The 25,432-nt window shown below is 55.6% G+C and carries 33 protein-coding genes; 5 read left to right on the forward strand and 28 right to left on the reverse strand.

Features of this window, described 5'->3' with window-relative positions; all coding sequences use genetic code 11:
• Window positions 1-3: 3 nt before the first annotated feature.
• From xseB to ABC336_RS02650, 18 genes are all read right to left on the reverse strand, one after another.
• The gene (gene xseB, locus ABC336_RS02565) at window positions 4-261 is read right to left on the reverse strand and encodes an exodeoxyribonuclease VII small subunit (protein ID WP_413237166.1); all 258 of its coding nucleotides are present in this window, start codon (window positions 259-261) and stop codon (window positions 4-6) included.
• Window positions 248-1,618, reverse strand: coding sequence for an exodeoxyribonuclease VII large subunit (gene xseA, locus ABC336_RS02570; protein ID WP_413237167.1), 1,371 nt, complete (start codon window positions 1,616-1,618; stop codon window positions 248-250). Before xseA ends, xseB begins: the two co-directional genes overlap by 14 nt.
• Window positions 1,619-1,622: 4 nt before the next feature.
• Window positions 1,623-2,483, reverse strand: a complete 861-nt coding sequence (folD, locus tag ABC336_RS02575) for a bifunctional methylenetetrahydrofolate dehydrogenase/methenyltetrahydrofolate cyclohydrolase FolD (RefSeq protein WP_413237168.1) — start codon at window positions 2,481-2,483, stop codon at window positions 1,623-1,625.
• A gap of 16 nt (window positions 2,484-2,499) precedes the next feature.
• The gene (nusB, locus tag ABC336_RS02580; RefSeq protein ID WP_413237169.1) at window positions 2,500-2,967 is read right to left on the reverse strand and encodes a transcription antitermination factor NusB; all 468 of its coding nucleotides are present in this window, start codon (window positions 2,965-2,967) and stop codon (window positions 2,500-2,502) included.
• A 127-nt stretch (window positions 2,968-3,094) separates the two neighbouring features.
• Window positions 3,095-3,325 carry a DUF2273 domain-containing protein gene (locus tag ABC336_RS02585; protein WP_413237170.1) on the reverse strand — a complete coding sequence of 77 codons (231 nt, stop codon included), beginning with the start codon at window positions 3,323-3,325 and terminating at the stop codon, window positions 3,095-3,097.
• A 14-nt stretch (window positions 3,326-3,339) separates the two neighbouring features.
• Window positions 3,340-3,900 carry an alkaline shock response membrane anchor protein AmaP gene (gene amaP, locus ABC336_RS02590; protein WP_413237171.1) on the reverse strand — a complete coding sequence of 187 codons (561 nt, stop codon included), beginning with the start codon at window positions 3,898-3,900 and terminating at the stop codon, window positions 3,340-3,342.
• 165 nt (window positions 3,901-4,065) lie between these two features.
• Window positions 4,066-4,476 carry an Asp23/Gls24 family envelope stress response protein gene (locus tag ABC336_RS02595; protein ID WP_413237172.1) on the reverse strand — a complete coding sequence of 137 codons (411 nt, stop codon included), beginning with the start codon at window positions 4,474-4,476 and terminating at the stop codon, window positions 4,066-4,068.
• A gap of 113 nt (window positions 4,477-4,589) precedes the next feature.
• Window positions 4,590-5,975: an acetyl-CoA carboxylase biotin carboxylase subunit gene (gene accC, locus ABC336_RS02600; RefSeq protein WP_413237173.1), complete on the reverse strand. Its 1,386-nt coding sequence runs from the start codon at window positions 5,973-5,975 to the stop codon at window positions 4,590-4,592.
• Window positions 5,976-6,002: 27 nt separating this feature from the next.
• A complete protein-coding gene (accB, locus tag ABC336_RS02605; protein WP_413237174.1) occupies window positions 6,003-6,494 on the reverse strand; it encodes an acetyl-CoA carboxylase biotin carboxyl carrier protein in 492 nt (163 codons plus the stop codon).
• A 179-nt stretch (window positions 6,495-6,673) separates the two neighbouring features.
• Window positions 6,674-7,339: a SpoIIIAH-like family protein gene (locus ABC336_RS02610; RefSeq protein WP_413237175.1), complete on the reverse strand. Its 666-nt coding sequence runs from the start codon at window positions 7,337-7,339 to the stop codon at window positions 6,674-6,676.
• Window positions 7,340-7,377: 38 nt separating this feature from the next.
• Window positions 7,378-8,016: a stage III sporulation protein AG gene (spoIIIAG, locus tag ABC336_RS02615; protein WP_413237176.1), complete on the reverse strand. Its 639-nt coding sequence runs from the start codon at window positions 8,014-8,016 to the stop codon at window positions 7,378-7,380.
• A 27-nt stretch (window positions 8,017-8,043) separates the two neighbouring features.
• Complete coding sequence (gene spoIIIAF, locus ABC336_RS02620) at window positions 8,044-8,727, reverse strand: stage III sporulation protein AF (RefSeq protein WP_413237177.1); 684 nt, start codon at window positions 8,725-8,727, stop codon at window positions 8,044-8,046.
• A 34-nt stretch (window positions 8,728-8,761) separates the two neighbouring features.
• Window positions 8,762-9,958 (reverse strand): stage III sporulation protein AE, encoded by a 1,197-nt coding sequence (spoIIIAE, locus tag ABC336_RS02625; RefSeq protein WP_413237178.1) that lies wholly within the window; start codon window positions 9,956-9,958, stop codon window positions 8,762-8,764.
• Window positions 9,959-9,962: 4 nt separating this feature from the next.
• On the reverse strand, window positions 9,963-10,358 hold the full coding sequence (gene spoIIIAD, locus ABC336_RS02630) for a stage III sporulation protein AD (RefSeq protein WP_413237179.1): 396 nt from the start codon (window positions 10,356-10,358) through the stop codon (window positions 9,963-9,965).
• A 50-nt stretch (window positions 10,359-10,408) separates the two neighbouring features.
• Window positions 10,409-10,612, reverse strand: a complete 204-nt coding sequence (spoIIIAC, locus tag ABC336_RS02635) for a stage III sporulation protein AC (RefSeq protein ID WP_128655744.1) — start codon at window positions 10,610-10,612, stop codon at window positions 10,409-10,411.
• A 15-nt stretch (window positions 10,613-10,627) separates the two neighbouring features.
• Entirely contained in the window at window positions 10,628-11,146 is a 519-nt protein-coding gene (spoIIIAB, locus tag ABC336_RS02640; RefSeq protein ID WP_413237180.1) for a stage III sporulation protein SpoIIIAB, read from the reverse strand.
• On the reverse strand, window positions 11,139-12,158 hold the full coding sequence (gene spoIIIAA / locus ABC336_RS02645) for a stage III sporulation protein AA (protein WP_413237181.1): 1,020 nt from the start codon (window positions 12,156-12,158) through the stop codon (window positions 11,139-11,141). The genes spoIIIAB and spoIIIAA overlap by 8 nt, the downstream gene beginning before the upstream one ends.
• Window positions 12,159-12,253: 95 nt before the next feature.
• The gene (locus ABC336_RS02650; RefSeq protein WP_413237182.1) at window positions 12,254-12,517 is read right to left on the reverse strand and encodes a YqhV family protein; all 264 of its coding nucleotides are present in this window, start codon (window positions 12,515-12,517) and stop codon (window positions 12,254-12,256) included.
• A 181-nt stretch (window positions 12,518-12,698) separates the two neighbouring features.
• Here ABC336_RS02650 and comA point away from each other — a divergent pair, with 181 nt between their 5' ends.
• Window positions 12,699-13,562, forward strand: a complete 864-nt coding sequence (gene comA / locus ABC336_RS02655) for a phosphosulfolactate synthase (RefSeq protein ID WP_413237183.1) — start codon at window positions 12,699-12,701, stop codon at window positions 13,560-13,562.
• Window positions 13,563-13,646: 84 nt separating this feature from the next.
• Window positions 13,647-14,111 (forward strand): DUF441 domain-containing protein, encoded by a 465-nt coding sequence (locus tag ABC336_RS02660; RefSeq protein WP_413237184.1) that lies wholly within the window; start codon window positions 13,647-13,649, stop codon window positions 14,109-14,111.
• A 91-nt stretch (window positions 14,112-14,202) separates the two neighbouring features.
• Here the strand turns inward: ABC336_RS02660 and ABC336_RS02665 are convergent, their stop codons facing one another.
• The 5 genes from ABC336_RS02665 to ABC336_RS02685 all read right to left on the reverse strand — a co-directional run bounded on the left by ABC336_RS02665 (window position 14,203) and on the right by ABC336_RS02685 (window position 18,342).
• The gene (locus ABC336_RS02665) at window positions 14,203-15,459 is read right to left on the reverse strand and encodes an aspartate kinase (protein WP_413237185.1); all 1,257 of its coding nucleotides are present in this window, start codon (window positions 15,457-15,459) and stop codon (window positions 14,203-14,205) included.
• Between the two features lie 195 nt (window positions 15,460-15,654).
• Entirely contained in the window at window positions 15,655-16,212 is a 558-nt protein-coding gene (efp, locus tag ABC336_RS02670; RefSeq protein ID WP_413237186.1) for an elongation factor P, read from the reverse strand.
• A gap of 31 nt (window positions 16,213-16,243) precedes the next feature.
• On the reverse strand, window positions 16,244-17,314 hold the full coding sequence (locus ABC336_RS02675; protein WP_413237187.1) for a M24 family metallopeptidase: 1,071 nt from the start codon (window positions 17,312-17,314) through the stop codon (window positions 16,244-16,246).
• 28 nt (window positions 17,315-17,342) lie between these two features.
• Window positions 17,343-17,783 carry a type II 3-dehydroquinate dehydratase gene (aroQ, locus tag ABC336_RS02680; RefSeq protein WP_413237188.1) on the reverse strand — a complete coding sequence of 147 codons (441 nt, stop codon included), beginning with the start codon at window positions 17,781-17,783 and terminating at the stop codon, window positions 17,343-17,345.
• Window positions 17,784-17,868: 85 nt separating this feature from the next.
• A complete protein-coding gene (locus ABC336_RS02685; protein WP_413237189.1) occupies window positions 17,869-18,342 on the reverse strand; it encodes a YqhR family membrane protein in 474 nt (157 codons plus the stop codon).
• A 184-nt stretch (window positions 18,343-18,526) separates the two neighbouring features.
• On the opposite strand from ABC336_RS02685, the gene ABC336_RS02690 reads away from it, so the two are divergent.
• Both ABC336_RS02690 and ABC336_RS02695 read left to right on the forward strand, forming a co-directional pair.
• Window positions 18,527-19,555, forward strand: coding sequence for a DUF1385 domain-containing protein (locus tag ABC336_RS02690; RefSeq protein ID WP_413237190.1), 1,029 nt, complete (start codon window positions 18,527-18,529; stop codon window positions 19,553-19,555).
• A gap of 44 nt (window positions 19,556-19,599) precedes the next feature.
• Window positions 19,600-19,914 (forward strand): hypothetical protein, encoded by a 315-nt coding sequence (locus ABC336_RS02695; RefSeq protein WP_413237191.1) that lies wholly within the window; start codon window positions 19,600-19,602, stop codon window positions 19,912-19,914.
• Window positions 19,915-20,018: 104 nt separating this feature from the next.
• Here the strand turns inward: ABC336_RS02695 and mntR are convergent, their stop codons facing one another.
• Window positions 20,019-20,441 (reverse strand): transcriptional regulator MntR, encoded by a 423-nt coding sequence (gene mntR, locus ABC336_RS02700; RefSeq protein ID WP_413237192.1) that lies wholly within the window; start codon window positions 20,439-20,441, stop codon window positions 20,019-20,021.
• Between the two features lie 177 nt (window positions 20,442-20,618).
• Between mntR and splB the strand changes: the two genes are divergently transcribed.
• On the forward strand, window positions 20,619-21,689 hold the full coding sequence (gene splB / locus ABC336_RS02705) for a spore photoproduct lyase (RefSeq protein ID WP_413237193.1): 1,071 nt from the start codon (window positions 20,619-20,621) through the stop codon (window positions 21,687-21,689).
• Window positions 21,690-21,705: 16 nt separating this feature from the next.
• Here splB and ABC336_RS02710 read toward each other — a convergent pair whose 3' ends face one another.
• From ABC336_RS02710 to ABC336_RS02725, 4 genes are read right to left on the reverse strand one after another with little or no spacing between them, the layout of a single operon-like run.
• Entirely contained in the window at window positions 21,706-22,413 is a 708-nt protein-coding gene (locus tag ABC336_RS02710) for a cytochrome c biogenesis CcdA family protein (protein WP_413237194.1), read from the reverse strand.
• A gap of 30 nt (window positions 22,414-22,443) precedes the next feature.
• Window positions 22,444-23,247, reverse strand: a complete 804-nt coding sequence (locus tag ABC336_RS02715; protein ID WP_413237195.1) for a metal ABC transporter permease — start codon at window positions 23,245-23,247, stop codon at window positions 22,444-22,446.
• A gap of 37 nt (window positions 23,248-23,284) precedes the next feature.
• On the reverse strand, window positions 23,285-24,103 hold the full coding sequence (locus ABC336_RS02720; protein ID WP_413237196.1) for a metal ABC transporter ATP-binding protein: 819 nt from the start codon (window positions 24,101-24,103) through the stop codon (window positions 23,285-23,287).
• A gap of 56 nt (window positions 24,104-24,159) precedes the next feature.
• Window positions 24,160-25,326, reverse strand: a complete 1,167-nt coding sequence (locus tag ABC336_RS02725; protein ID WP_413237197.1) for a metal ABC transporter solute-binding protein, Zn/Mn family — start codon at window positions 25,324-25,326, stop codon at window positions 24,160-24,162.
• Between the last annotated feature and the right edge of the window lie 106 nt (window positions 25,327-25,432).

Below are 25,432 nucleotides of genomic sequence, written 5' to 3' on the forward strand. Positions count from 1 at the left end.
GCTTCACGCCTCTTCTCCTCTAATCTCGCCTGAGCCCTCAAACGGCTGCCGCCGCAAGCCGTCCTCCGTTTCGATCAGCGCCTCGATACGCCGCTCTACCTGCTCCAGCTTGCTTCCGCACAGCTGCGAGAGCTTCATGCCATCCTGGAACAGCTCAATGGCTGTCTCCAGCGGCACATCGCCAGATTCCAGCCGAGTTACGATTGATTCCAGCTGCTCCATCGCTTCCTCGAAACTAATGGTTTTTTCACTTTCTTCCATCTTTATCCTCCGCTCCTTTCATCGACCACACATGACATTCCAGCTTGCCGTCGGACAAGTTGACGTGCACCATGTCACCGGGCTGGACATCCGTTATTGAACGGATCAGCCGTTCCTGACTCTCGTCATAGACCAGACTATATCCGCGGGCCATGACTTTGAGAGGGCTTAAGGCATCCAATCCCCGGATCACGCCTTGCAGCTGCACGCGGCGCATCCTTGCGATACCAGTCATGCTCTGTTCCAGCTGTCGCTGCAGCGCAGCCAGACGCTTGCCGGCAAATACCGTCTGGGCTCCTGGGTGTTGGCCCGACAGACGGGCCCTTGTCCGCCCAAGTCGTTCTCCGGCTCCGCTCACGCGGCGCATCGTTCGTTGAACCAACTGTTCTCTCAGCCGATCCAGACGCTCGGCCGGCTCCAGCAGATAACGGCGCGGATGCAGGAACAGCGGCGACCGCCGGATGCGGTCCAGCCGCTGCTTCTCCTGTTCCAGTCTGCTGCGCAGCGATTGCTGCAGCCGCTGTTCCAAGCGGATCAGCTGCTGCCGAAGCTCAGCCTGATGAGGGACGGCAAGTTCCGCAGCTGCTGTTGGAGTCGCGGCTCTCAGGTCGGCCGTAAAATCGGCGATCGTATAATCCGTCTCATGGCCCACTGCCGATATAACCGGAATCGCTGAACCCGCGATCGCCCGTGCAACGCTCTCCTCATTAAAGGCCCACAGCTCCTCCAATGAACCGCCGCCGCGGCCGACGATCAGCACATCCGCTTCACCGAGCCGGTTCAACAGCTCAATCGCCCGTACAATCGATGGCGCAGCACCCTTGCCTTGTACAAGCACCGGCACGACGAGCACAGGCACGACCGGATAGCGCCGCTGCAGCGTAATCAGGATGTCTCTGACCGCCGCGCCCGTGGATGAAGTGACCACTCCGATCGCCCGCGGATATAAAGGCAGAGTTCGCTTGCGGCTGGCTTCGAACAGTCCCTCGCCCTCGAGCTTTAGTTTCAGCTGCTCAAAAGCAAGATACAGGCTGCCAAGACCGTCCGGCTGCATCTGGGTTGCATAAAATTGGTAATTGCCGTCCCGTTCATAGACCGATACGTTGCCCCGCGCCATCACCTTCATTCCTTCCTTGGGAATGAAGGGGAGACGTTGGTTGTGAGAACTGAACATGATGCATTTCAATCGGCTGTCTTTATCCTTCAGCGTGAAGTACATATGTCCGCTGGAATGGTGGGTGAAGTTGGAGATCTCGCCCCGCAGCCATACATCGGAAAGCAGCTTGTCCGATTCGAGCTTCATTCGGATATAACGGTTCAGCTCCTTGATGGAGTAGATCCGCGGCTGTTCAGCCATGGGATCACTCTCCGATGCCGTGAAGCCGCTTGGCGGCTTTGAGGGTATTGCCCAGCAGCATCGTGATCGTCATCGGTCCGACGCCTCCCGGTACTGGAGTGATCAACCCCGCAGTCTCCAGCACGTCGTCATAGTCTACATCCCCGGCTAGCTTGCCGTTCTCCAGACGATTGATGCCGACGTCGATAACTGCAGCACCCGGCTTGATATACGATTTGTCGATCGCCTTGGCCCTGCCGATTGCCACGACCAGAATATCCGCCGTCCTGGCGATATCAGCCATGCCTACCGTACGGGAGTGGCAGATCGTCACCGTCGCATTCTCACGCAGGAGCAGCATAGCCACTGGCTTGCCCACGATATTGCTGCGGCCGATGACGACGGCGTGCTTGCCTGCAATCTCCACGCCCGAGCGCTTCAGGAGTTCGATGCAGCCGGCAGGCGTACATGGCAGCAGACTGTCGTCGCCGATGACAAGATTGCCGGTGCTTACCGGATGAAATCCATCTACATCTTTCTCCACGGCAATAGCATCGATGACCGCTTTTTCATCGATATGAGCCGGCAGCGGCAGCTGCACGAGGATGCCGTGGATCGTCGATTGGGTGTTCAGTCGGTCGATCAGCGCCAGCAATTCCCCCTGCGGCGTATCTTCCGGGAGCCTGTGCACTTCCGAGTACAGCCCCAGCTCCTGACAAGCCCTGTCTTTGCTGCCGACGTAGACACGCGAAGCCGGATCGTCTCCTACCAATACGACTGCCAGCCCCGGAGTGACGCCTTGACTGCGGAGCTGTTCGACCTCCTGTTTGATCTCTTCACGGATATTGCCGGATATCGTCTTGCCTTCGATTCGTTGTGCGCTCATGTCCAGTCTCCTCTCGTTAGGTGGCGGAAGTGTCGCCAGAATTTTGCTTCAACTGATCCAGCGCTCCCAGCAGCTTGCCAAGTACGCCGTTGACGAATTTGCCGGAATCGTCGGTTCCGAAATGCTTGGCCAGATCGATCGCTTCATTAAGCGCGGCTTTGGGCGGCACATCATCGCGATAAACCATCTCATAACATGCCAGACGCAGCACCTGGCGGTCCACTCTGGAGAGCCGGTCGACCTGCCACCCGGTCAGAAACTGCTGCAGCAAGTCGTCGATAGCCTGCCGATGACCGGTTACCCCTCCGACCAATTCGCGCACATAGGCATCGATTTTGTCCACTTCTCCAGTGTCAGCACCGATTTCGTTTTCCTGTGCCGCTTCTTCTATCAGCATGTCCACAGCATCGGCAGTGTTCACATCATTCATTTCCATCTGATATAAGCTTTGTATCGCGATTTCTCGAGCCAGTCTCCTTTTCATGGAACCTCCTTGGTTGGTCGAAATGTTGTATTAGGTGCTTTTCCAATCCCAAAAAAACCTATGACTCCCTCCTTCAGCTGCAGCCCGGCACACAGCACCGGCAAGCGGAAGGAGGAAATCACAGGGTCTATTTGAACCAGCGCCACCGATCAGTCAGCCAGTCCGTTATTCGTCCCCAGGGAATCATAGGCGGGGCGGCTTCGTCCTTCTGCTTGCCGAAATAGTAGCCGATCCACAGCAGCAGCGCAACGAACAGCATGTCCCAGAACCCTGCGACCAAATAGATCATCCCCAGGAACACCGCGATCGCCATTCCCGCGATCCGTCCCCGGTACTGTAGCCAGTATTCCCTCCACATCGGCTTCACCACCCCTATTCCACACGACTCTTGAAGGTCTGGGTCTGGATGATGTTGGCGACGTATACCGTCACATCCGCCACGGGGATACCGGTCACTTCTTCAACATGGTCCTTGACCGACCGCTGGATATCTTCCGTCAATGCCGGGATCGAGCTCTCGCCGTCCACGATCGCGCGCAGCATGATTTCCAGACCGGCCTCGACAATGCGGATCCTCGCTTTGAGGTCCTTGACACCGCGCTGCTTGCCCGCCGCTTTGAGTGCCAGATTCTCTACTGTCTCCATGGAGATTCGGATATCCCCGTACTCCGTCCGTTGATCGATAGACGGCACCGAGGCATTGCCCCGCTTGACGGAGACATAGAAGAAACGAAGGCTGATCAGGAACACAACCAGCGACGAGGCGATCAAAGTCGCCGGCAGCCAGATCTGACTGCCATACAGCTCCCTGACCCATGCGTTCGTCACCGACTGGGGAATCCAACGCGCCCCCAGCGCCAAGATTATAACGGACAGCGAGCCGATGATGAGACTGTATATAAATAGAAGAAGCCTGTCCACAATTTTGATCAACCGTCTGCCTCCTTTGACGACTACGCCTTGCTATCCTGCTTCGGACGCGCTTTTCCATCTCATATTCATTGAAAAGCCCCCCTGGTGCCGAGCTGGCAAGCCCTTCACGAGGGGGGTCCTTAAGAGGTGGTTCAAAAGTCCGCTTTTAATCACGAAGTGATGGGGTTACTTCAATCGGTTGTGGGCCACTTCTTCGTCCTCGATCTTCTCGGCCGCTTTGAAATGAACGTCATGGATATGGACGTTCACTTCGACGACCAGCAGCCCGGTCATGGTCTCTATGGAACGCTTGACGCTCTGCTGGATCTCGGAGGCAATATCCGGAATCCGATTACCGTATTCTACGATGATGGAGACGTCGATTGCCGCTTCACGCTGTCCCACTTCCACCTTGACGCCTTTGGAGAGGTTTTTGCGTCCCAGCAATTCGGCGATGCCGCCGGCAAAGCCGCCGCTCATCCCGGCCACGCCGGGCACCTCGATTGTCGCCAGACCGGCGATCACTTCGATGACTTCAGGTGCAATTTGAATCGTTCCCATATCGGTTTTCTCATAGTCCGCAGCAATCGTACTCATTTAGAATCTACACCTCCCATAAAATGCGGAACCGTCCGCCAGATTTCACGCAGAGCTTATCCGCTTCTTATTCTCTATACTATACCATTTGCCAAGAATTATGACAAACTCGTCTAATTGTCGGAATCAGCTTCCCGACCGGTCTCCACAGGCTCGCTAAGATCATGCTCTTCAAGAAATTTGATATCGAAATTGCCCTTGATAACCTTGGGGTGATTGAGCAGCTTGAGATGAAACGGGATCGTCGTGCGGATGCCTTCGATGGCAAACTCGGACAAGGCCCGCTTCATCGTCGCAAAGGCTTCCTCGCGGGTAGCGCCCCAAACGATCAGCTTGGCAATCATGGAATCATAATGCGGCGTAATCGTGTATCCGGGGTAAGCAGCACTGTCTACACGGACGCCCAGCCCGCCCGGCGGGAGATAAAAACCGATCTTGCCGGCAGACGGCATGAAATTACGCTCGGGATCCTCCGCATTGATCCGGCATTCGATCGACCAGCCGTTGATCTTGACATCCTCTTGACGGAAGGAGAGCGGCTTGCCTTCAGCAACCGCAATCATCTCCTTGATCAGATCGATGCCGGTGATCATCTCCGTCACCGGATGCTCCACCTGGATGCGTGTGTTCATCTCCATGAAGTAAAAATTGCCGTCTGGTCCGAGCAGGAACTCCAGCGTGCCCGCGCCGGAGTAGTCGACAGCGAGCGCTGCACGTACAGCAGCCTCTCCCATTCGTTCACGCAGCGCCGGCGACATAACCGGACAAGGCGCTTCTTCGATGAGCTTCTGGCGTCGGCGCTGGATCGAACAATCGCGCTCGAACAAGTGTACCGCATTGCCATGCTTGTCCGCGATGATCTGGATCTCGACATGCTTCATGCCCGTTAGATATTTCTCCAGATAGACGCCGGCATTGCCAAAGTTATTCAAGGCTTCCTGCTGCGCAGTGGTGATCTGCTGGATCAGCGAAGCTTCGTCCTCGGCGATCCGGATGCCTTTGCCTCCGCCGCCCGCAGTCGCCTTGATGATGATCGGGTAGCCGATCTCGCCAGCGATCCGGACCGCATCTTCCAGATCGTCGATCAGCCCGTCCGAGCCGGGGATGATCGGTACATCGGCTTCCTTCATTGTCTGCTTGGCTACCGACTTGTCCCCCATCCGGCTGATAGCATCCGGCGACGGACCGATAAAGGTAATATTGCAGGATTCGCAGATTTCGGCGAAGTTGGCATTTTCTGCGAGGAAACCGTATCCGGGATGGATGGCGTCGCATTCGGTCAAGGTAGCGACACTCATAATATTGGTGAGATTAAGGTAGCTGTCTTTGGTAGCTGTCGGACCGATACAGTATGCCTCGTCCGCCAGCCTGACATGAAGCGAATCGCGGTCCGCTTCGGAGTATACCGCTACAGTGGCGATGCCGCGCTCGCGGCAGGCGCGAATGATCCGCACAGCGATTTCGCCGCGGTTAGCGATCAGTATTTTTTGAAATTCCACCCTTCGAACCCCTTTCGAGAGACTAAGTTACTCCGGTTTGACCAGGAACAGCGGCTGTCCGAACTCCACCAGCTGGCCGTTCTCCACCAGGATTTCGACAATCTCTCCGCGCACTTCGGCTTCGAGCTCATTCATCAGCTTCATCGCTTCCAGAATACAAACCACCGTCTTCTCGTTCACGCGATCGCCTGCCTGGACGAATGGAGGGTTGTCCGGTGAAGAAGCGCGATAAAACGTGCCGACCATCGGAGAGACAATTTTGTGCAGATTGTCGGCAATCGCCGGTGCAGCAGGCGCTGCTGGTTGATCGGCAGCAGGCGCGCCAGTCTGAGGAGCAGTCGGCTGGATCGCCGGCTGTGTATATGTATGGGTAATCGGTGCGCTCTGGATATTCACCACTTCGGTTTTGCCCGGTTTGCGAATGAGCAGACGCGCTCCTTCGTTTTCTAGCTCGAGTTCCTGTACAGAGGTCTGATCAACCAATTTGATCAGCTCTTTAATCTCGCTCAGTTTGAACATCGTTTATTCACTCCTTAGCAGTTGTGAAGCGCCCGCCCTCACGATGGGCCCGCCTCGCACATAACGTTAGTATTATATCACAACCCATTTTGAGAAACGAGTCATAATTTGGCCCGGCGATTTGAAATGCGAATATCCCGCCAGGCCCATGAGCCATGCGGGATATCTGGTGCTTCCTATTACTGGATGAACTGGACCGAGACGTGCTCCGCAGAGATATCGAGTGTCCGCATCACCTTGTCGATGATGCTCGCAGCCTGGCTTCTCTCCAGGTTCTGACTCTGCACCACTACCTTGTATTTATCCTGTTCCGGCGTAATAGCCACTTTGCTGAACTCGCTGCTCAGCTCTTCCTCAAGCCCGGTTATTTTTTCATCCTCCTGTTGGATGCCTTCAAGCTGGATCATCGCTTCAGAAGCCGTCTCCGGCGACTGGCTCATGTCTGTGACGATACTATAGAGACGGTCCACATCCTCCCTGAGCGTCTCGGCCCGGAGGTATTGCTGCTGGGCAAAGTAATCGCTCGCCGCAGCAGATGCTTCCTGCTCTTTGAGCATGCTCAGCACCTCCTGGTCCGTCGGTCCGGCGTCATCAGGCGCGCTGGAGCTCTCCTGGTCGCCCAGACGTTCTACATCGGTGACGATGATCTCTTCCATCGCGCCTTCCGTCCCGCCGCCGGCAGCGGCTTCCTTGGCTCCGTCACCGAGTACGATATCGGTGATCCCCCCGGCATCCGTGAGATGATCTGTCGGCGTGCTGTCTTCTGTGAAGAGGTAATAGGCAGAGAGAATGACCATCAGGGAGAGCATGGAGACCAGCCAAATCGTTTGGCGTTTTGTATTCATGGATTATCCACCTTCCTTTTTATACTTAGGATCAAAGATTAGGGCTGCTTGCTCGGGACAACGGATATCCGGTGGGCCGGAACCTGGACCCCGCGCTGGACTGCCTCCATCAGCAGACCGCGGACAGTCGGATCCTCCGCTCCCCGAGCAACGATGAGGATACCGCGGATGCGCGGCTTGATCGTTTTCGTGACGAAGGGTCGTTTTTCGCCTTCGACCTCATACAGCACGACTTGCCCGTCCGTTGTCGTTGAGGCCACATGACGTTTGCCGCCATTTCGATCGGTTTCATCGGTGATCTGCTCTGATTCCTTCTGATTGCGCTGCACGACGGTTTCTTCCGTAGAATCAATGGTGACCAGCACATCGACCGTCCCCACCCCGACGATCTTCTCCAGTATTTCTTGGAGCCGCTGCTCCAGCGGCCGCTCGATAGCCGCAAAGATCGATTCGGACTCCTCGCGCGCCGGTCCCAGCACAGGATCAGGCGCGACCTCCGCAACCGGCGGCTGATCGACGGTCGGGGCGACATCTTCGAAATTAACAAACGATTGGATGATCATCAGCGCGACGCCCAGACAACCGATGAGCAGGAGCCACCGCAAGGTACGGACCCGCTTCGGACCTGTAGGGCCTCCCCCCACCATTGCTTCTATCTGGTCCAGCCATTTGGCCACCTGCTCTCCTCCCCCTTCCGGCATCTCCTACTCGCTGTCCGCCTGTCTGACGATGACCGACTCGCCGCTCACGCCCCATCCTTCTTCAAGGATCAATCTGACCGTTTGCTGCCATTGCGCCCCGGCTTCGCCGCCTGTAGGAGCGGCAGGAGGGCTCGCCTCCCCTCCGAGCCATACCTCCACGGCTACCGGCTCGACTGGCGGCGGCTGCCGGACGGCTATATCAGAAGGCGTCTCCTCGCGTGAGGGGTTGCCCGACAGCGCAACCGCGACGCTTTCGATCCGCCAATATCCGGCGCGGCTGTCAGCTGCCAGTATGACATCAACTCGCGTTACTGGGGCGCCGCTGCGCCGGGAGATCTCCTGCTTCATCTCCTCTGCCACCTTGGTTGCGGCTAGACCGGCTGCCTGCTCTTGCTGCTGTTCGCGGAGCAGCTCGGCTTGACGATTGACAGCTGCCAGGGAATCGGCATCTCCCGCCAGCATCGCGCTATCCAAGCCTTGCCAGCTGCGGATTCCCTGCTCGAGCCGGCTGCCAAACTCACCCTGGAGCAGACTGAGAATCGGCGAGAGCAGCGCCAGCAGGATGAACAAGCCGATCACCAGTCGGACATAACGCTGATAAGCATTACTAGGCAAGAGCAGTTCGATGATGCCTGCCAGCAGGATGATCGCGATAATCTGTCTGAGCCACTCTGCAAGCCAAGCCATGCTTCCCCCCCTTACCTTGTTAGGCAGCTTTGCTTCATCTGGCCATGATTGCTGCATTGCCGGCCGTTAGGATGATCGTGACCGCCAGGAAGAACATGAGACTGACCGCTGCTAAGGCAGCAAACACATAGATCATGGATTTGCCGATCGTCTGCAGGCAGGTGATGATCGGACTCTCGCCGAGCGGCTGCAGCACCGCCGCCGCAACATTATAGATAAGTGCGAGCGTCAGAATCTTGATCGCCGGAAAGACGCAGAGGAATAACAGGATGACCACGCCGGCGATGCCGACCGCATGCTTGAGCAGCAGCGATGCGGAGAGAACGGTGTCTGTCGCCTCCGAGAACATCCTTCCGACAACCGGTACGAAATTGCCGGTCAGGAACTTGGCCGTCTTGATGGCCGCCCCGTCGGTCACAGCTCCCGTAGCCCCTCTGATCGAGATGACGCCCAAGAACACCGTGAGCAAGACGCCCAGCAGACCGACACCGAGGTTGCGGAGCAGATCTGCCAGCTGCGTGACCTTGAACCGATCCGACAGGGAACTGGCAATATGGAGCACCGCGGAGAAAAACAACAACGGAAAAACCACGGTATAGATGACTGTCCCGACGGTATGAATCATAAATATGATCAACGGATGCATGACTGACACGGTTACGATGCTGCCCATCGAAGCAAGCAGAGTGAGGAGCAGCGGAATCATCGCCATCATGAAGTCAATCATGGCCCCGATAGCATCCCTGGCATAGCCAATGGCGACATGGAAGCTGTTAATCGCCAGGATGATCATCACCATATAGGCTACCGCATATGCGACTTTGCTGACGGATCGGCGCTCAAAGGCGGTTTGCAAGGTCTCCAGCATCATACTGAATACCGTTAGCAGCACGATCGTCACGAGCAGCTTGCCGTTATAGAGCACCTCGTGCAGCAGGTACCGAAGCAGCCCGCCTGCCACCGTCCCCAGCTTGAGCCCCTCGCCTCCCGGTGTGATCATCTCGATGAAGCTGGGCAGGCGCTCATCGGGGAAGAAGCCGCCATACTCCGACATCAGCAAGCTCCAGTACCGTTCCACCTCAGTGGTATCCAGCCGCTCCGCAGTCTCCCGCGCAAGTGTCTGCGGGTTTGCCGCATCGGCCGGCGCCGCTTCCAGAGCGGCTGCACCCGCTGCCGGTTCAGGCAGCAGAAGCAGGAGAAAGAGCAGGAGCAGAGGCAGCCATCGTTTCACAAGCTCATCCCCCCGCCGGCAGCAAGTTCAGCACCGTCTCGACAATAATGCTGATAATCGGTACTGCCATGGCAAGGATCAGCACCTTGCCTGCAAATTCGATCTTCGATGCGATGCTTTCCTGCCCGGCGTCCCTGACGATCTGGGCTCCGAACTCTGCAATATAGGCTATGCCGATGATCTTCAGGATCGTCTGCAGATAAATGGCTGGCACGCCGGAACGGCTGGCCAGATCTTCAAGCACCCGGATCACCGTGTCGATCTTGCCGATCAGGTACAAGAACAGATAGATGCCCGTGAAAGCCGCCAGCACGAAAGCAAACAATGGTTTTTGTTCCTTCATGACAAGAATCAAAAGCGTAGCTACCAGACCTAGTCCCACGATCTGCACCATTTCCACGAGTCTCACCCACTATGCCGGTACGGCCGCTCGGGTCCGGCCTTGGCCCTTCATTGAAACAAGAAAATATCTTTGATTTCCTGGAACAAATCGTTCAACATCCGCACGACCATGAACAAGACGACGACAAAGCCGATTAGAGTAACCCAGTGCGCCATATCTTCTTTGCCCATTTGCTTGAGCACCGTGTGGATCATCGCGATGATAATCCCGATTCCGGCGATTTGAAAAATCGCGCTGACATCCATATTCATCTGTTTGGCACCCCACTACACCATCAGAATAACGATCAGCGCAGCGGCCAGGATCCCCAAGCTCTTGCACATTTTCTCATACCGGACCTGGTCCTCCCGTGCCGCATCTTCTTCCGATTGCAACTGCAGCAGCGCCAACCGCAAATGCTTGATTTGATCTTCTCTGTCGCTGATGCCGAGCAATGTTCCTAACTGCAGCATGATGTCTAGCTCGGATCGTTTCATGGCCGTCGCGGGCCAATGCGCCTGCAGAGCAGCTTCCCAGCATTCGTGGAAGGTGACGTCTTCACCGGCAGTCAAGCGGTCAGCCGTGCTGATCAGCAGCCCCCCTGCCGGCTCGGCCAAGGCAGTACCGGCCCGTCTGAGCGCTTCGCCCAGCGGTGTGTATCCATAGCCGATCTCAGTTTCAAGTCTCTGCAGCGCGTTGGCCATCTGACGGAGCTGCCGCGGACGTTCGGCAAAGCGGGCAGCCTGCTGGAACCCGATCATTGTACCGGCAAACAGGATGAGGATGGCACCCAGCAGCTTAACCATATCCCCCCTCCTTAGCACCTCCTGCCGGGTGGCCGCGAGCCGATGGCAGCTGCCGCAGCTCCGGCTTCAGCGCTTGGACGGCGCATTGCAGTGCCGCATCCCGCCGTCTTACGGTAACGACGGCCCCGAATACGCCGGCATCCAGCAGTTCCCTGATCTGTGGACGGCTGCGCGCCTCCGGCAGATCGAAGGCGTGTGCGGTCGCGATCAGCCGAATCCCGGCGCGGCTCACCTCATGAATCGCCTCCGTATCCTCGCTGCGTCCGATCTCATCGATGACGATCACTTCCGGCGACATGGAGCGTACCAGCATCATCATGCCCTCCGCCTTTGGACAAGCATCCATCACATCTGTGCGCGGTCCTACATCAAAGGCAGGGACGCCTCGATAGCAAGCGGCGATCTCCGACCGTTCATCGACAATGCCGACTTTGCGTCCTCGCCACTGAACAGCCTCCGGATGCCGCCAGGCGCCGTAACTCACGCTGCGGGCGAGATCCCGGATCAACGTCGTCTTGCCTTGCTGCGGCGGCCCCAGGATCAGCGTGGAGACGATCGACTGCCGCTGCCTGTCCAGCAGCTGGGGCAGCGGCTTGTCAGCCGCCCCTATCACTTCCCGGGCGATTCGTACATTGAAACCGCTGACGTCACGGATGCCTTTGACCGCGCCGCCCTCCAGCACGGTACGTCCCGACAGTCCGATCCGGTGTCCGCCTTGAACTGTGATATACCCCCGCCTGAGCTCCTCCTCCATGGCATACAGGGAATGGTTCGTTATCTTCTCCAACAGCTGCCTGCACAGGGCAGCGCTCGGCTTGTACATCCCGTGAGCAGGAAGAGGGCCTAACCGTCCTTCCCGGTCAACAAAATGGGATTGACCAGCGTATCCGAGCTCCAGCGGCCGCCCTTCACGGATCCGGATTTCCTCCAGCTCGTCCTTTACAGTTGCCGGCAGACGATCCAATACGCTTTGCAGCTCCAGGGGAAGCAATTCCATTATGCGGTTCAACATGCGGTTTCCCTCCCGGAAGTTTGTCCTTTCGTTTGTACTCAATGTATGCGCCAGATGACGGATTATGACTGCTGCGGAGATGTAGACGGAAGGGATTATTTTTTGAGAATGCCGATCAGGAGACAAGTAACGCCGGCAAGTACCCAGACCATTTTGGCAGCTGAGAGCTTGTCCGAGATGCCTACCAAGCCGATCGTCATCGATGAGATTAAGATAAGCGGACCGACCAGCGCCAGTGACGCATTGATGGCCAGCGCTTTTTCCACCTGATTGAACTTGAGCATCAACAATGCCGCCGCTAATTCGATGCTGCCGGAACATAGGCGGAGCACGGCCATTGCAACTACGAGCCTGTCCATTACGTCTTCCTCCCCTCTGCATCCATTGACCGCTACCTCATCTTATGCGGGTATGTCTCGATTTAGGCATGGAGACACCAGCCCGATGGCAATCGCATATAGTGCAGCAGGTAATCTATTGTCGCCTTCGAATGGCGGCACAGCAAATCCTGTTCTATTACGTAGGTAAGGGAGAATGACTATGGAAGAAACTTCGCGCACAGGATGGCATCCGCTGCTGTGCGACCCGATTGGCGAACGCGAGCCCCGGCAGAGCGGCGGCACTTCCGGCACAGCTGTGCACGGGGAACGCGGCAAGACGATGGTTATCGACAAGGGACTTGGTCTGCATGCTTTCAGCGACCTCATCGCGACCTCAGGCGACTACATCGATTGCATCAAGCTGGGGTTTGGTACTTCGACGTTGTATGATGAAGAACTGCTGACAAGCAAGATTCGGTTGGCTCGCAGCCGCGGGATCCGCATCATGCCCGGCGGGACCCTGCTCGAGGCGGCTATCCGTCATGGCGTGACAAGCTCGTTCTTGGAGCAAGTATGCAAGCTCGGCTACGACACCATCGAGGTGTCCGACGGGACGATCGAGATATCCCGGCAGACACGCACCGAGCTGATCAGGCAAGGACTAGCGCAGGGACTGTTTGTATATACTGAGTACGGCAAAAAAGCAGCGGGCTTCCGCATTGATCTGGAGATGCTGGCAGCGACCGCCTATGCCGACTGGACAGCTGGCGCCGAGCTTGTCTCTATCGAAGCCAGGGAGTCAGGGGTCGGCGTCGGTTTGTTCGATCACAACGGCCAGTGCAATGACAACGAGCTGGAGCAGATCCGCAGTCGGTTTGCCGATCTTGATGGCTTTATGTGGGAGGCGCCGCTGAGGCATCAGCAGCTTGCGCTGCTGCGATCGCTCGGCTTCAACGTACACCTGGGCAACATCCAGCCGGCAGACGTATTGACGCTGGAAGCCATGAGGCGCGGCCTGCGGTCCGACACCTTCCCTCTGGAGGCGGCGGAGGTTCAGGAGGAAGCTTTCTATTATATGATCTAGGGTTCAGGTATAAACCGTTCTGGCGAGCATATAGTGGTAGGGGGCTTGTACAGGCTCCAAGTCAGCGGAACGGGTGATTGTACTATGATAGGAGAAATAATCTTGGTAGGCTTGATCATCGTCGGCTTGATTGGCAAATCGCCGATTATCTCGACAGCAGCATGCGTACTGCTCGTCGTCAAGCTTGTGCATCTGGATCGCTATCTGCCGATGATCGAACGACGGGGCTTGGAGCTTGGACTCTTGTTTCTGACATTCAGCGTCCTGGTCCCCTTTGCCTCAGGACGCATCCAGCTCAAGGAGATCACCGCCGCCCTGACATCCTGGCCGGGATGGCTGGCGCTCGCCGGGGGCGCGATCGCCACCTATGTCAATGGTAAAGGGCTGGAGATGCTGAAGTACGACCCGCAGCTTATCGTTGGTCTGGTGATCGGCTCGATCCTCGGTATCGTCTTCCTGCGCGGCATTCCGGTCGGACCGCTGATGGCTGCGGGGATCACGGCCATTCTTTACAAAGTTTTCCTGATGATCAGTGAACGCATAGGTTAGGATCTTAAGATCGGGGACCCGGATCGATGCAAAATCTAATAAGGCCCCCCGGCACAAAGTGCCGGGGGGCCGCTTGCAGATATAAGTCCGATTATTCGCGGCGATCCTGTGGTCCGCCCACGAAGGCTTGCTCTTCGGTATCCAGATTATACGCCGTATGCAGCGCCTTGACTACATCATTCAGCGGTCCGGCTTCGATCACACAGGAGCATTTGATCTCCGAGGTGCTGACCATTTTGATGCTGACGCCGAGCTGTGAGATCGTCTCGAACATTTTGGCGGCGACGCCGGGGTTGCTGACCATACCAGCGCCGACGATCGAGACTTTGACCAGATTGTCCTCGGACGTCGCTTCACGGAAAGGCACTTCGCCGCGGATGTCTTCGATCACGCGCAGCGCTTTTTCCTTGTCATTATTGGAGACGGAGAAGGAAAAGTCGGCGCTGCCGTCCGAGACGCCGCTCTGGACGATAATATCGACATCAATCCCGTGACCCGCCAGCGCTCCGAATACTTTGGCCAAGATGCCTGGGATATCCTGCGCGCCCAGCAGACTGATTCTGGCCACATTTTTGTCAAAGGCTATTCCTCGAACGACAATACCCTGCTCCATTACCGCTTCCTCCTTCACCTGCGTACCTTCATTATGCGTAAAGCTGGATCTTACTACGAGACAAACGTTATTGTGTTTGGCATACTCGACCGCACGCGGGTGCAGCACAGCAGCCCCAAGATGAGCCAGCTCAAGCATTTCGTCATACGAAATCTCATCAAGCTTGCGCGCGCATTTGACGACGCGAGGGTCGGTCGAATATACGCCATCGACGTCCGTATAGATCTCGCAGCGATCTGCCTTGATGGCAGCTGCAAGCGCCACCGCCGTCGTATCGGATCCGCCGCGTCCCAGTGTGGTAATCTCGCCATCCTCAGACATTCCCTGGAATCCTGCGACGATGACGATCTGTCCCTCATCAAGCGAACGGATCACGCGCTCCGGCCGGATATCCGTAATCTTGGCTTTGCCGTGAACCGGCTCTGTCCGGAAGCCCGCTTGCCAACCGGTATACGATACCGCCTGGCCGCCCAGCTGATGGATCGTCATCGACAGCAGCGCGATCGAGATCTGCTCTCCTGTCGTCAGCAGCATATCCATCTCCCGCGCCGGCGGATTCGGGTTTAGCAGCTTGGACTGATCGATCAGATCATCCGTCGTATCTCCCATCGCCGAGACGACAACCACGACCCGATTGCCCTCCTGCTGCCGCTCCAGGATTCGTCTGGCCACACGCTGCATCCGCTCCGGGGTACCGACAGAACTGCCTCCGAACTTCATCACTAGTAATGACAACACTGACTCACTCCCGTATCTAGACTTTATAAAGTAATCCAAGCAGTCCTAATTGACGCTCACTTTAACAATCAGTTATACATTATAACATAAAGTTTCATTCCGACAAGTCAGGACGGGACGGCTGAGCCGTCACACACAAATAAGCCGCTCTTGCCATCACAGGCATAGAGCGGCTCTCCGGCTAGCCCTCGCTTATGCGCGGGAGATATACTTGCCCTCACGGGTGTCGATCAACAATACATCGCCCTCATTAATGAACAAAGGCACCTGAACGGTATGGCCTGTCTCCAGAGTCGCGCTTTTGGTCGCGCCTTGGGCCGTGTTGCCTTTGACGCCCGGCTCTGTTTCGGTAACCTTCAGCTCGACGCTGTTCGGAATGGTGATCCCGATGATCTCGCCTTGGTAGCTGGCAATATTTACATTCATATTTTCTTTGAGGAAGTTGATCTCCCACTCCAGCTGCTTCTTGTCCAGATTGAACTGGTCATACGTTTCGTTGTCCATGAACGTATATTCGGCGCCGGAGTTGTACAGATATTGTACTTCGCGGTTCTCGATCATCGCGCGGCCGATCGTCTCGCCGGCTCGAAAGGTTTTTTCTACGGTGTTGCCGTTACGCAGGTTTTTGAGCTTGGAGCGTACGAACGCGGCTCCTTTACCCGGTTTTACGTGTTGAAACTCAAGAACGGTAAAGATATCGCCGTCTACCTCGACGGTCAGGCCTGTCTTAAAATCGTTGACTGAAATCACTGCAAGTCCCTCCAATTATACGATTGAATTCCTATCCCAGGATCATAAGCTCTTTCGGGGATGAGGTCAATATTTTAATCCCGTTATCCGTAATGACGATATCATCCTCGATCCTCACTCCTCCAAAGCCGGGGAGATAGATGCCGGGCTCGACCGTTACTGTCATACCGGGTGTTAAAACTGTCTGACTGAGCCTCGACAGGCGCGGGGCTTCGTGAATCTCCATACCCAATCCGTGGCCTGTTCCGTGGCCGAAATAATCTCCATAACCATACCGCGTGATGATATCGCGCGTCAAGGCATCCGCTTCAACCCCCGTCATGCCGGGACGGATATGCTCGAGCGCATGCATCTGCGCCTCCAATACAATGCTGTATATCTCCTTGTGCTTGTCGGTCGGCTTGCCCACCACAACTGTACGGGTCAGATCGGAGCAGTACCCTTTGTAATAGGCGCCAAAGTCCAGCTTGACGAACTCATGATTGCCGATGACGCGGCCGCTGGCTACGCCATGAGGCAACGCGGAGCGCTCGCCGGAAGCGACGATCGTGTCAAAGGAAGACGAGGTCGCGCCATGGCTGCGCATGAACACTTCCATCTCCAGAGCAATATCGGACTCGACCATGCCTGGCTTGAGCAGCCCGACGATGTGCGAGAAGGTCTCATCGGCTAACATGGCCGCCTCCTGCATGACCGAGATCTCGCCATCGTCTTTGGTGGCGCGAAGCTCCTCTACGACGCCGGAGACCGGGACGAGCTCGACCTCGGCCAGCGCCTCGCTCCAGCTGGTATAATCGCTGAATACGACGAACTCTTGCTCAAAGCCGACGCGGCCGTATCCGCCGCCTAACAGCTCTCTTACCTTATCGATCGCACTCGTACCGTGATCGACCACCCGGAAGCCCGGGGCTTGCTCGGGAGCTTGGGTCATATAACGGAAATCGGTCAGCAGCCAGCTGTCTTGCTCTGTGACCAGTACGTAGCCGGATGAACCGGTGAAGCCGCTCAGATATCTGCGATTGACGGGATGGGTGATCAGCATCGCCTTCAGGCCACGCTCGGCAAGGCGCTCTCTTAACCGGAATACACGTTTGTTAGCCATTGCTGCCTCCTTCTTGCGGAATCTGCGGTTACCGGCTGTTCAGATGATCCAGAAGAGCATGGAAGCCCCAATCATAACTCTTGTCGCCGAAGCCGACGATCTGACCGGCGGCTACCGGAGCGATCACGGAATGATGCCTGAACGCCTCCCGCTTATGTATATTGGACATATGCACTTCAACTGTTGGAATACCGCTGCCAGATATCGCATCCCGCAGAGCATAGCTGTAATGCGTGTATGCGCCGGGGTTGATCAGGATGCCGTCGGCCTTGCCGTAGGCCTCCTGGATGCGGTCGATCAGCGCACCTTCGTGATTGGATTGGAAAAAGTCGATGCTGACACCGGCCTCCGCAGCCAGCACAGCAAGTCGAGTCTCGATCTCTGCCAGTGTAACCGTGCCGTAAATGCCGGGCTCCCTGACCCCCAGCATATTCAGATTGGGGCCATTAAGTACGAGTACAGCCGTCACCTCGACACCTCCTGTGTATTCGTCCTGATTCAACAAGAATCAATTGCCATTTTACCACAGGAGCCGCCGGTTTGAGAAGCGTTTCCTATGACGACCGGCTGGCTGAACGCGCTTTGGACCCCATCGGCTCCCTTTCAGACTCATCGTGGAACTCAAAGGCAATCGAATACCCGATGAACAGACCCCAGACAGTGAACACGCATAACTCCGCAACGATCGTATTCCATCCCAGCTGCGGCAGCGGCGCCATCAGGCCGATCAACGGACCGATCGATGCGAACAGCACGACCCACCACAATATCCCGTAGAGAATCCCGGCGCCGGGACCGCTGAAGCGTCCGAGCAGCGCTTTGTACAAATACGCAGCCACGATGGAGAAGATCACGAAGCTTCCCCACCCGATCAGAATACCCCAGTAGCTTTCGAGAAACGAACGGCGAAAAAACGGCTCCACCAGAAAGCCGGGCACTACGGTCGTGAAATGAACAATGTACAGCAGCCAGCGTACGATCCCCAGATCAGTCCGGCGTAAAACCCTATCATCAGGCAGTAAGTCCATGGATTGGTGTTCTCATCGCCGCGCTTGTTATCATGTTGCCTGGTTTGCCCCATCTCTTCTGCTCCTTTCAACATGCACAGATTGGTTCGTCACAAGGATAGTATGCAACAAGCCTTGCCGCATCCATACAGCACGTTGCGACCCGACGACTTAAAATTGGCAAACCGCTGCGGAATCAAGTACAATGGATCATATAGAAGCTGATGAGGAAGGTGACTATCTCTTGCCGCAAGATAGCAAAGCCATTTATGGCGGACAGGCTGTAATCGAAGGCGTCATGTTCGCCGGCAAGCATGTGAATGTAACTGCGGTGCGCCGCAAAAACAACGATATTGTCTTCTATGAGGTGCCCAAGACATCCGCCCGCTGGGTTCAGAACCTGAAGAAGATCCCCCTCGTGCGCGGAGTCGTCGGCATCGTCGAATCCAGCGCCAAAGGCTCCCAGCATCTGAATTTCTCTGCTGAAGCCTATGCGGAAGACGAAACCGAGGATACGGAAGGCAAGGAGCAGCAGACTCCGGAGGCTGCCAAAGCCGCCAAGAAGGAAGAAGAGAAGTCCGGCTGGAACCTGACGATGATCCTCGGCGTAGCTGTTATGGGGGTTCTTTCCTTCATCTTCGGCAAGCTGGTGTTCACTGTCGTCCCCGCCGTGCTCGAGGAGCTCATTTTTGGCAGCAGCTACAGCATCTTCGTGCACAACCTGATCGAAGGCCTGATCAAGATTATTTTCCTCTTGACGTATCTGTATCTGATCTCGCTCACGCCCATCGTCAAACGATTGTTCCAATATCACGGCGCCGAGCATAAAGTGATTAGTGCCTATGAAGCGGGCGAAGAGCTCACAGTGAACAACGTTCAGAAGTATACGCGGCTCCATTACCGCTGCGGCAGCAGCTTCATTATTTTGTCGGTCATAATCGGCGTCATTATCTACTCGTTCTTTGAGTGGGAGTCGCTGTGGCAACGGGTATATCTGCGGGTGCTGCTCCTTCCGCTCGTACTGGGCTTCTCCTATGAGGCGCTCCGGTTTACCAACGCGCTGCGCGATACGCCCGTCCTTCGTTTCCTAGGATACCCTGGTCTGTGGCTGCAAAAGCTGACGACGAAGGAGCCTACGGACGACCAGGTCGCCGTCTCCATCGCCTCCTTCAACCGGATGCGCGAGCTGGACCGCGAGATGGCCGAGCCCAAGGTTGGCAATCCGGCAGTATAGATCACGTTAGCAAGCATTCATAGTCAAGAGAGGATGTGCTGTGTATGCGAAGGTTTTCTCCGGCAGTGATTATCGTCGTTGGGCTGATCTTCATCGGACTGATCGTCACACTGATTAGCGATCCCTCTATCCTGATCATTGCCGCGGCGGTGTTCGGCGTGATCTACCTGCTCTACAAGTTCCCGCCGGACCGCTGGTTCGGCCGGAAGCCCGGCAGCCGCAATCAGCCGAAGGTCAAGCCGTCGGCCCGCACGGTCCAGAAGATGCAGGCCCGTACCAAGAAGCCGCGCAAAAAGGTACCGTTTCGGGTGATTGAGGGCGGCAAGGACGATGACGACAATATCCCGAAATATCATTGACAGCCTGCACCATGTATACGATAGCAAAAGGGCCGCCTTGAGGTTACAGACCTCAGGCAGCCCTATTTTTTGTTGCGTTAACTTATGTATATCGGCATGAACGCCTACTCGTTGTCCAGATTGGCACGGACCTTACGGAGCTCGTCCAGGCGTACAGGGTCGGCACGGAAATATTCGACCAGCGATTCGATACAGGTAATCGAATCCCAGCTCAGATGATGCTCGATCCCTTCGACATCGGTATAAATATTGGCCTCCTGCACGCCGATTGTCGTCAGGAAGTCCTCCAGCAGCTGATGCCGGTCCACCAGCCGTTTGCCGATTTTTTTGCCTTTGCCCGTCAACATCAAGCCCCGGTACTTCTCATAGATCAGGTACTGGTCCTTGTCCAATTTTTGGATCATTTTGGTAACGGATGAGGGATGCACCTCAAGACCTTCGGCGATATCCGAGACGCGCGCATATCCTTTTTCGTCGATTAGTTTATAAATTCTCTCCAAGTAATCTTCCATGCTCGGAGTCGGCATCGAAAGCTCCCCCTCACTTGCTTCATTCCACCTGCTGCGGTGTTGCTCTTAGTATCATACACTGTTATCTGCTGCCATAGCAACCTTGGGACCTTGATCTTCCATGACTGCATCGGCCCCCTACTCCAAACACTAACGAGGTTAACGCCATCATCTGTCGATAAGGAGGGCTGATAGATGCCAACCCCGGACACGGAGAGTAAACCGCGAAGAAGCAAGCTTCACGAATCGTTTGTTCCAGAATTGGTCTACTTTGAACCAGGTGCGCTGGATTATCCCAAAGGTCAGATGATCTACCGCTGGGTGGAGGAGCAAGGCATCCCGCTGCGGATGACCACCTCCCACAACCGGATCACCAATCTGCCGGGCGAAGGCGAGCTCGAGCAGTATAAAATCGCCAAGCGGACGCTGGTCGTCGGCGTAAGAAAGACGCTGAAGTTCGACCAGTCCAAGCCCTCGGCCGAATATGCGATTCCGATCGCGACCGGCTGCATGGGACATTGCCATTACTGCTACCTCCAGACCACGCTGGGCGCCAAGCCGTATATCCGGGTGTATGTCAACATCGACGAGATTATGGATGCTGCACGCGGATATATCGAAGAACGCAAGCCGGAGCTGACGCGGTTCGAAGCGGCCTGTACGTCGGACCCCGTAGGCCTGGAGCCGATCACCGGCAGCCTGCGGGAGCTGATCGAGTTCATGGCGGAGCAAGAGTACGGGCGGCTGCGATTCGTCACCAAGTTCCACCATGTCGACTCGCTGCTGGATGCCCGCCATAACGGTCATACACGCATCCGCTTCAGTGTGAATAGCCAGTATGTCATCAAGCACTTCGAGCCGGCGACCTCCCGTTTCGAACAGCGGATCGAAGCGGCAGCCAAGGTAGCTGGTGCAGGTTATCCGCTTGGCTTTATTATTGCACCGATCATCTGGCATGACGGCTGGGAGGACGGTTACGGCGAGCTGATCGCCCAGCTGGCGGAGGCACTGCCAACCGAAGCGACGAAGGGGCTGACCTTCGAGCTGATCCAGCACCGTTTCACCAAGACGGCCAAAAACGTTATCTCCCGCCGCTATCCGAAGACCAAGCTCGAGATGGACATCGAGAAGCGCAAATACAAATGGGGGCGTTGGGGCCAGGGCAAATACGTCTATCCCGATGAAAAAGCACATGCGCTCCGTATGTTTCTCTCGGAGCGCATCTTTGAACATTTCCCGGAAGCGAATATCGACTATTTTACGTAATGACTCGTTCCACTGATTAGCCTAGCCAGGAAGGGGCAAACTGGTTCAGCCAAACGGTGAGGCGTGTCATCTGGTCGGTGAACAGCAGGATGCCCATCAGGATCATCACGCCGCCGCCGACCTTCATGATCGCCTGGGAGTACTTGAGGATCCAGCGCGTGGAGCCGATGAAGAACGCCAGGACGAAAAAAGGAATGGCGAAGCCGAGGGCATAAGCGGTCGTCAGCTGAAACCAGGTTCCGGGATTATTCGCAGCCAACAGCAGGATAGCCGTCAAAATCGGTCCGACACAGGGTGACCAGCCCGCCGAGAAACCTATCCCGAAAATAACTGAACCAAGATAACTCTTCTTGCCCAGTTTGACATCCAGTTTGCGATCCTTCATCAGAAATTTGGGCTGGAATAGCCCAATCAGCACAAGTCCAAGCACGATAATCAGGATCGCCGACAACTGCCTGATCAGATTCTGGTAATCTCGGAAGAAATCACCGAATGCATTGGAACCGTAGCTTAAAGTATAAAATACAATACAAAACCCGATCATGAAAAAAAACGTATGTACCATCGTGCGTATCCGGACATCCCGGGTACGCCGCTCCGCTTTGAGATCTGTCACCGAGATACCGGTAATATAGGAGAGATAAGATGGATAGAGCGGCAGGCAGCAGGGGGAGATAAATGACAGGAAACCCGCCCCGAAAGCGAGCCATATATTCAAATCCACGAAAGCACCCTCCTCGATCAAAATAATCAATCAGATACGCAAACCCCGTTTGACAAGCATCAGCAATATAAGTACGGCGATCAGCAAAAGTACAATGGTTGCTCCGGGTGCGAGATTCCACACGCCAGCCATCATCAGGCCGCCGATAATCGCCATCTCAGCGATCAGGACAACGACGACGATCGACTGCTTGAAGCTGCGGGCGATGATCAGACTGCATGCCGCCGGGATCGTGAGCAGCGCCGACACGAGCAGAGCGCCGACCAGCTTGATCGATGCGCTGATGACAAGAGCGGTCATTACACTAATCATAATATTAAAATACCGGACAGGCAAACCGTTGACTGCCGCCGCATCTTCATCAAAAGTAATCAGAAAAAGCTCTTTGTAATAAGTAATCACAGCCGCTAATACAAGAACGGTAACGACCGCGATGACAATCAGATCTTCGTTGGCCAGCGTGTAAATGCTGCCGAACAGATAACTGGTAATGTTGACGTTGAAACCCGTGCCGATCGTGAACAGCATGGAAGCCATGGCAACCCCGCCGGACATAATAATGGCAATCGATAACTCCGCATAACTCCTATAAGTTCTTCTCAGCTTCTCAATCGCAAAGGATGCGATCAGGGCAAATACGAGTCCCATCCCGATCGGATAGACACCGAGCAAAAAGCCCAGCGCTACACCGGCAATCGAGACATGCGCCAGCGTATCGCCGATCATGGCCAAGCGCCTTAACACAAGAAAAAGCCCCAGTAAGGGGGCTGTAATGCCAATGAGCACACCGCCGGCCAAGGCCCGTTTAAAAAAATCGAACGCAAGTATATCCACTATCCGAGTCCATCCTTCCCGTTGCAACCACCCTGACTCATCCCGGCACTGGCTGCTGCTCATCAATCGTATTGCGCAGATCCCGCAAGCTGTGAGCCAGATCCGATTCCCCGCAATTGTCCAGCTCGTGGGTATGCTTGACATAGAATTTCAATTTACCGTTCTCCTGCAAGGGCTCGTCCCCCAGATAAGAGCGTATCATGTCCATGTCATGAGATACCATCAGAAATGTAATGTTGTGATGCTTGTGCATATGCTTGATCATGTGGAAAAAATTCGCCTGCGTCTCCACATCAATCCCCACTGTCGGCTCATCCAGAATGAGAAGCGAAGGGTTATTGATCATGGCCCGTGCCAGAAAAGCCCGCTGCTGTTGACCGCCAGACAGCTGACCGATCCGCTTCCCTGCGAGATCCTCGATCCTCATCGCATGCATGGCATCCTCCGCCTTCAGCTTGTCCGCCTTGCTCAGCGGCCGCAATAGCTTCTTCCTGCCGTATAGTCCGGACATGACGACCTCCCGGACGGTAGTGGGAAACAACGGATTGAAGGCATTCTTCTGCGGCACATATCCGATCCGCTCCCACTGCTTGAACCGGTCTGCAGGCTGGCCGAACAACGAGATGGAGCCTTGCTCCGGCTTCAGCAGACCGACGATCATCCGCAGCAGCGTCGTCTTGCCTGCACCATTGGATCCGATCAATCCGACGAAGTCGCGCTCCTTGACCGAGAAATTCAGGTCGGTGATGACCCGCTTTTGCTCGTAGGAAAAAGAAACATCACGAATTGATATGATATCTTGATGACATGCTGCGCCTCTGGCTGAATTCGGCTGCGTATCCACCTTGTTTGCCATCGCAAGTCTCCTTTCTCCGCCAGCCTGCAAGACCGGACAGATGTTTTCTGCTCTCTCTATTGTAATGCTTTCATGAGATTTTGCAAATTAGCTTCCATGAGCGAGACGAAGTCCTCGCCTCTCGCTTCCTGCTCCGGCGTCAGGCCCTCTACAGGATTAAGGATCAGCGTATCGATGTTCACTTCGTTTGCCAACGTCTGTGCCAGCTGCGGCGAGATCAACTCTTCGAAGAAAATATATTCCACATTATGCTCTTTAACAAAGTTCGCGATATCCTTCAGGTCCTGCGCTCTTGGCTCGGCATCCGGAGAAAGTCCCATAATGGAAACCTCCGTCAGGCCGTAATCCCGGCTCAGATAGCCAAACGCCTGATGAGAAGTAACGATCTCTTTGCGTGTCGTCGTCGCCAACTGCTCGGTGTATTGCCGGTCCAGCTCTGTCAGCTTGGCCTTCAGTTGCTCGTAGTTGGCTTCGTAACCTTCACGATTGGCCTCATCTGCTTGTACGAAGCTGTCCTTGACATTCTCCGCCATGATCAGAGCTGACTTGGGGCTCACCCACGTATGCGGATCTACACCGCCATGATCATGGCTATGTCCATGATCATCTTCCTCGTGCGCATGATCGTCGCCTTCATGACTATGATCATCCTCGTGCGCATGGTCGTCATGGCTATGATCATCCTCGTGCGCGTGGTCGTCATGGCTATGATCATCCTCGTGCGCGTGGTCGTGGTCGTCATCGCCATGATCATCCTCGTGCGCATGGTCGTCATGGCTGTGCGAATGCCCATCGCCCTCGATCAGCTCAATCCCTTTGCTCATTTCTGCCGTGACCACGGTCGCATCCTGGTTCAGCCCCTTCAGGAAATTATCGACCCAGCCTTCCAGACCAGCGCCGTTGTAGAGGAACAGATCGGCTTGGGAAGCCCGCATCAGGTCCGCGCTGCCCGGTGTCCAGTCGTGGGGCTCGACGCCTGCCGGGATCAGATTTACGACTTCAGCGAAGTCGCCGCCGATTTCATTCGCCATATAATAGACCGGATAAATGCTGGTTACCACTTGGATTTTTTCCGTTACGACGGTTTCATTGCCGCTTGTATCTTCGTTAACGATTCCATTGTTATTGGTGTTGTTGCCGCAGCCTGTCAGCACCAGTGCAGGCAATGCAAAAGCCAACAGGGTCCCTTTCGCTCGTTTACCTAATTTATTCCAATTGTACATGATTGTGATCCTTCCTTTGCTTAAGTAATCATAATTAGTAATCGTAAGGATTACGTAATGATTATAGCGGGCTCCCTTCGGAGTGTCAAGCAGAGGCACGAAAAGG

The sequence above is a fragment of the Paenibacillus jepli genome (assembly GCF_047238105.1).
Lineage (GTDB): Bacteria > Bacillota > Bacilli > Paenibacillales > Paenibacillaceae > Paenibacillus_D.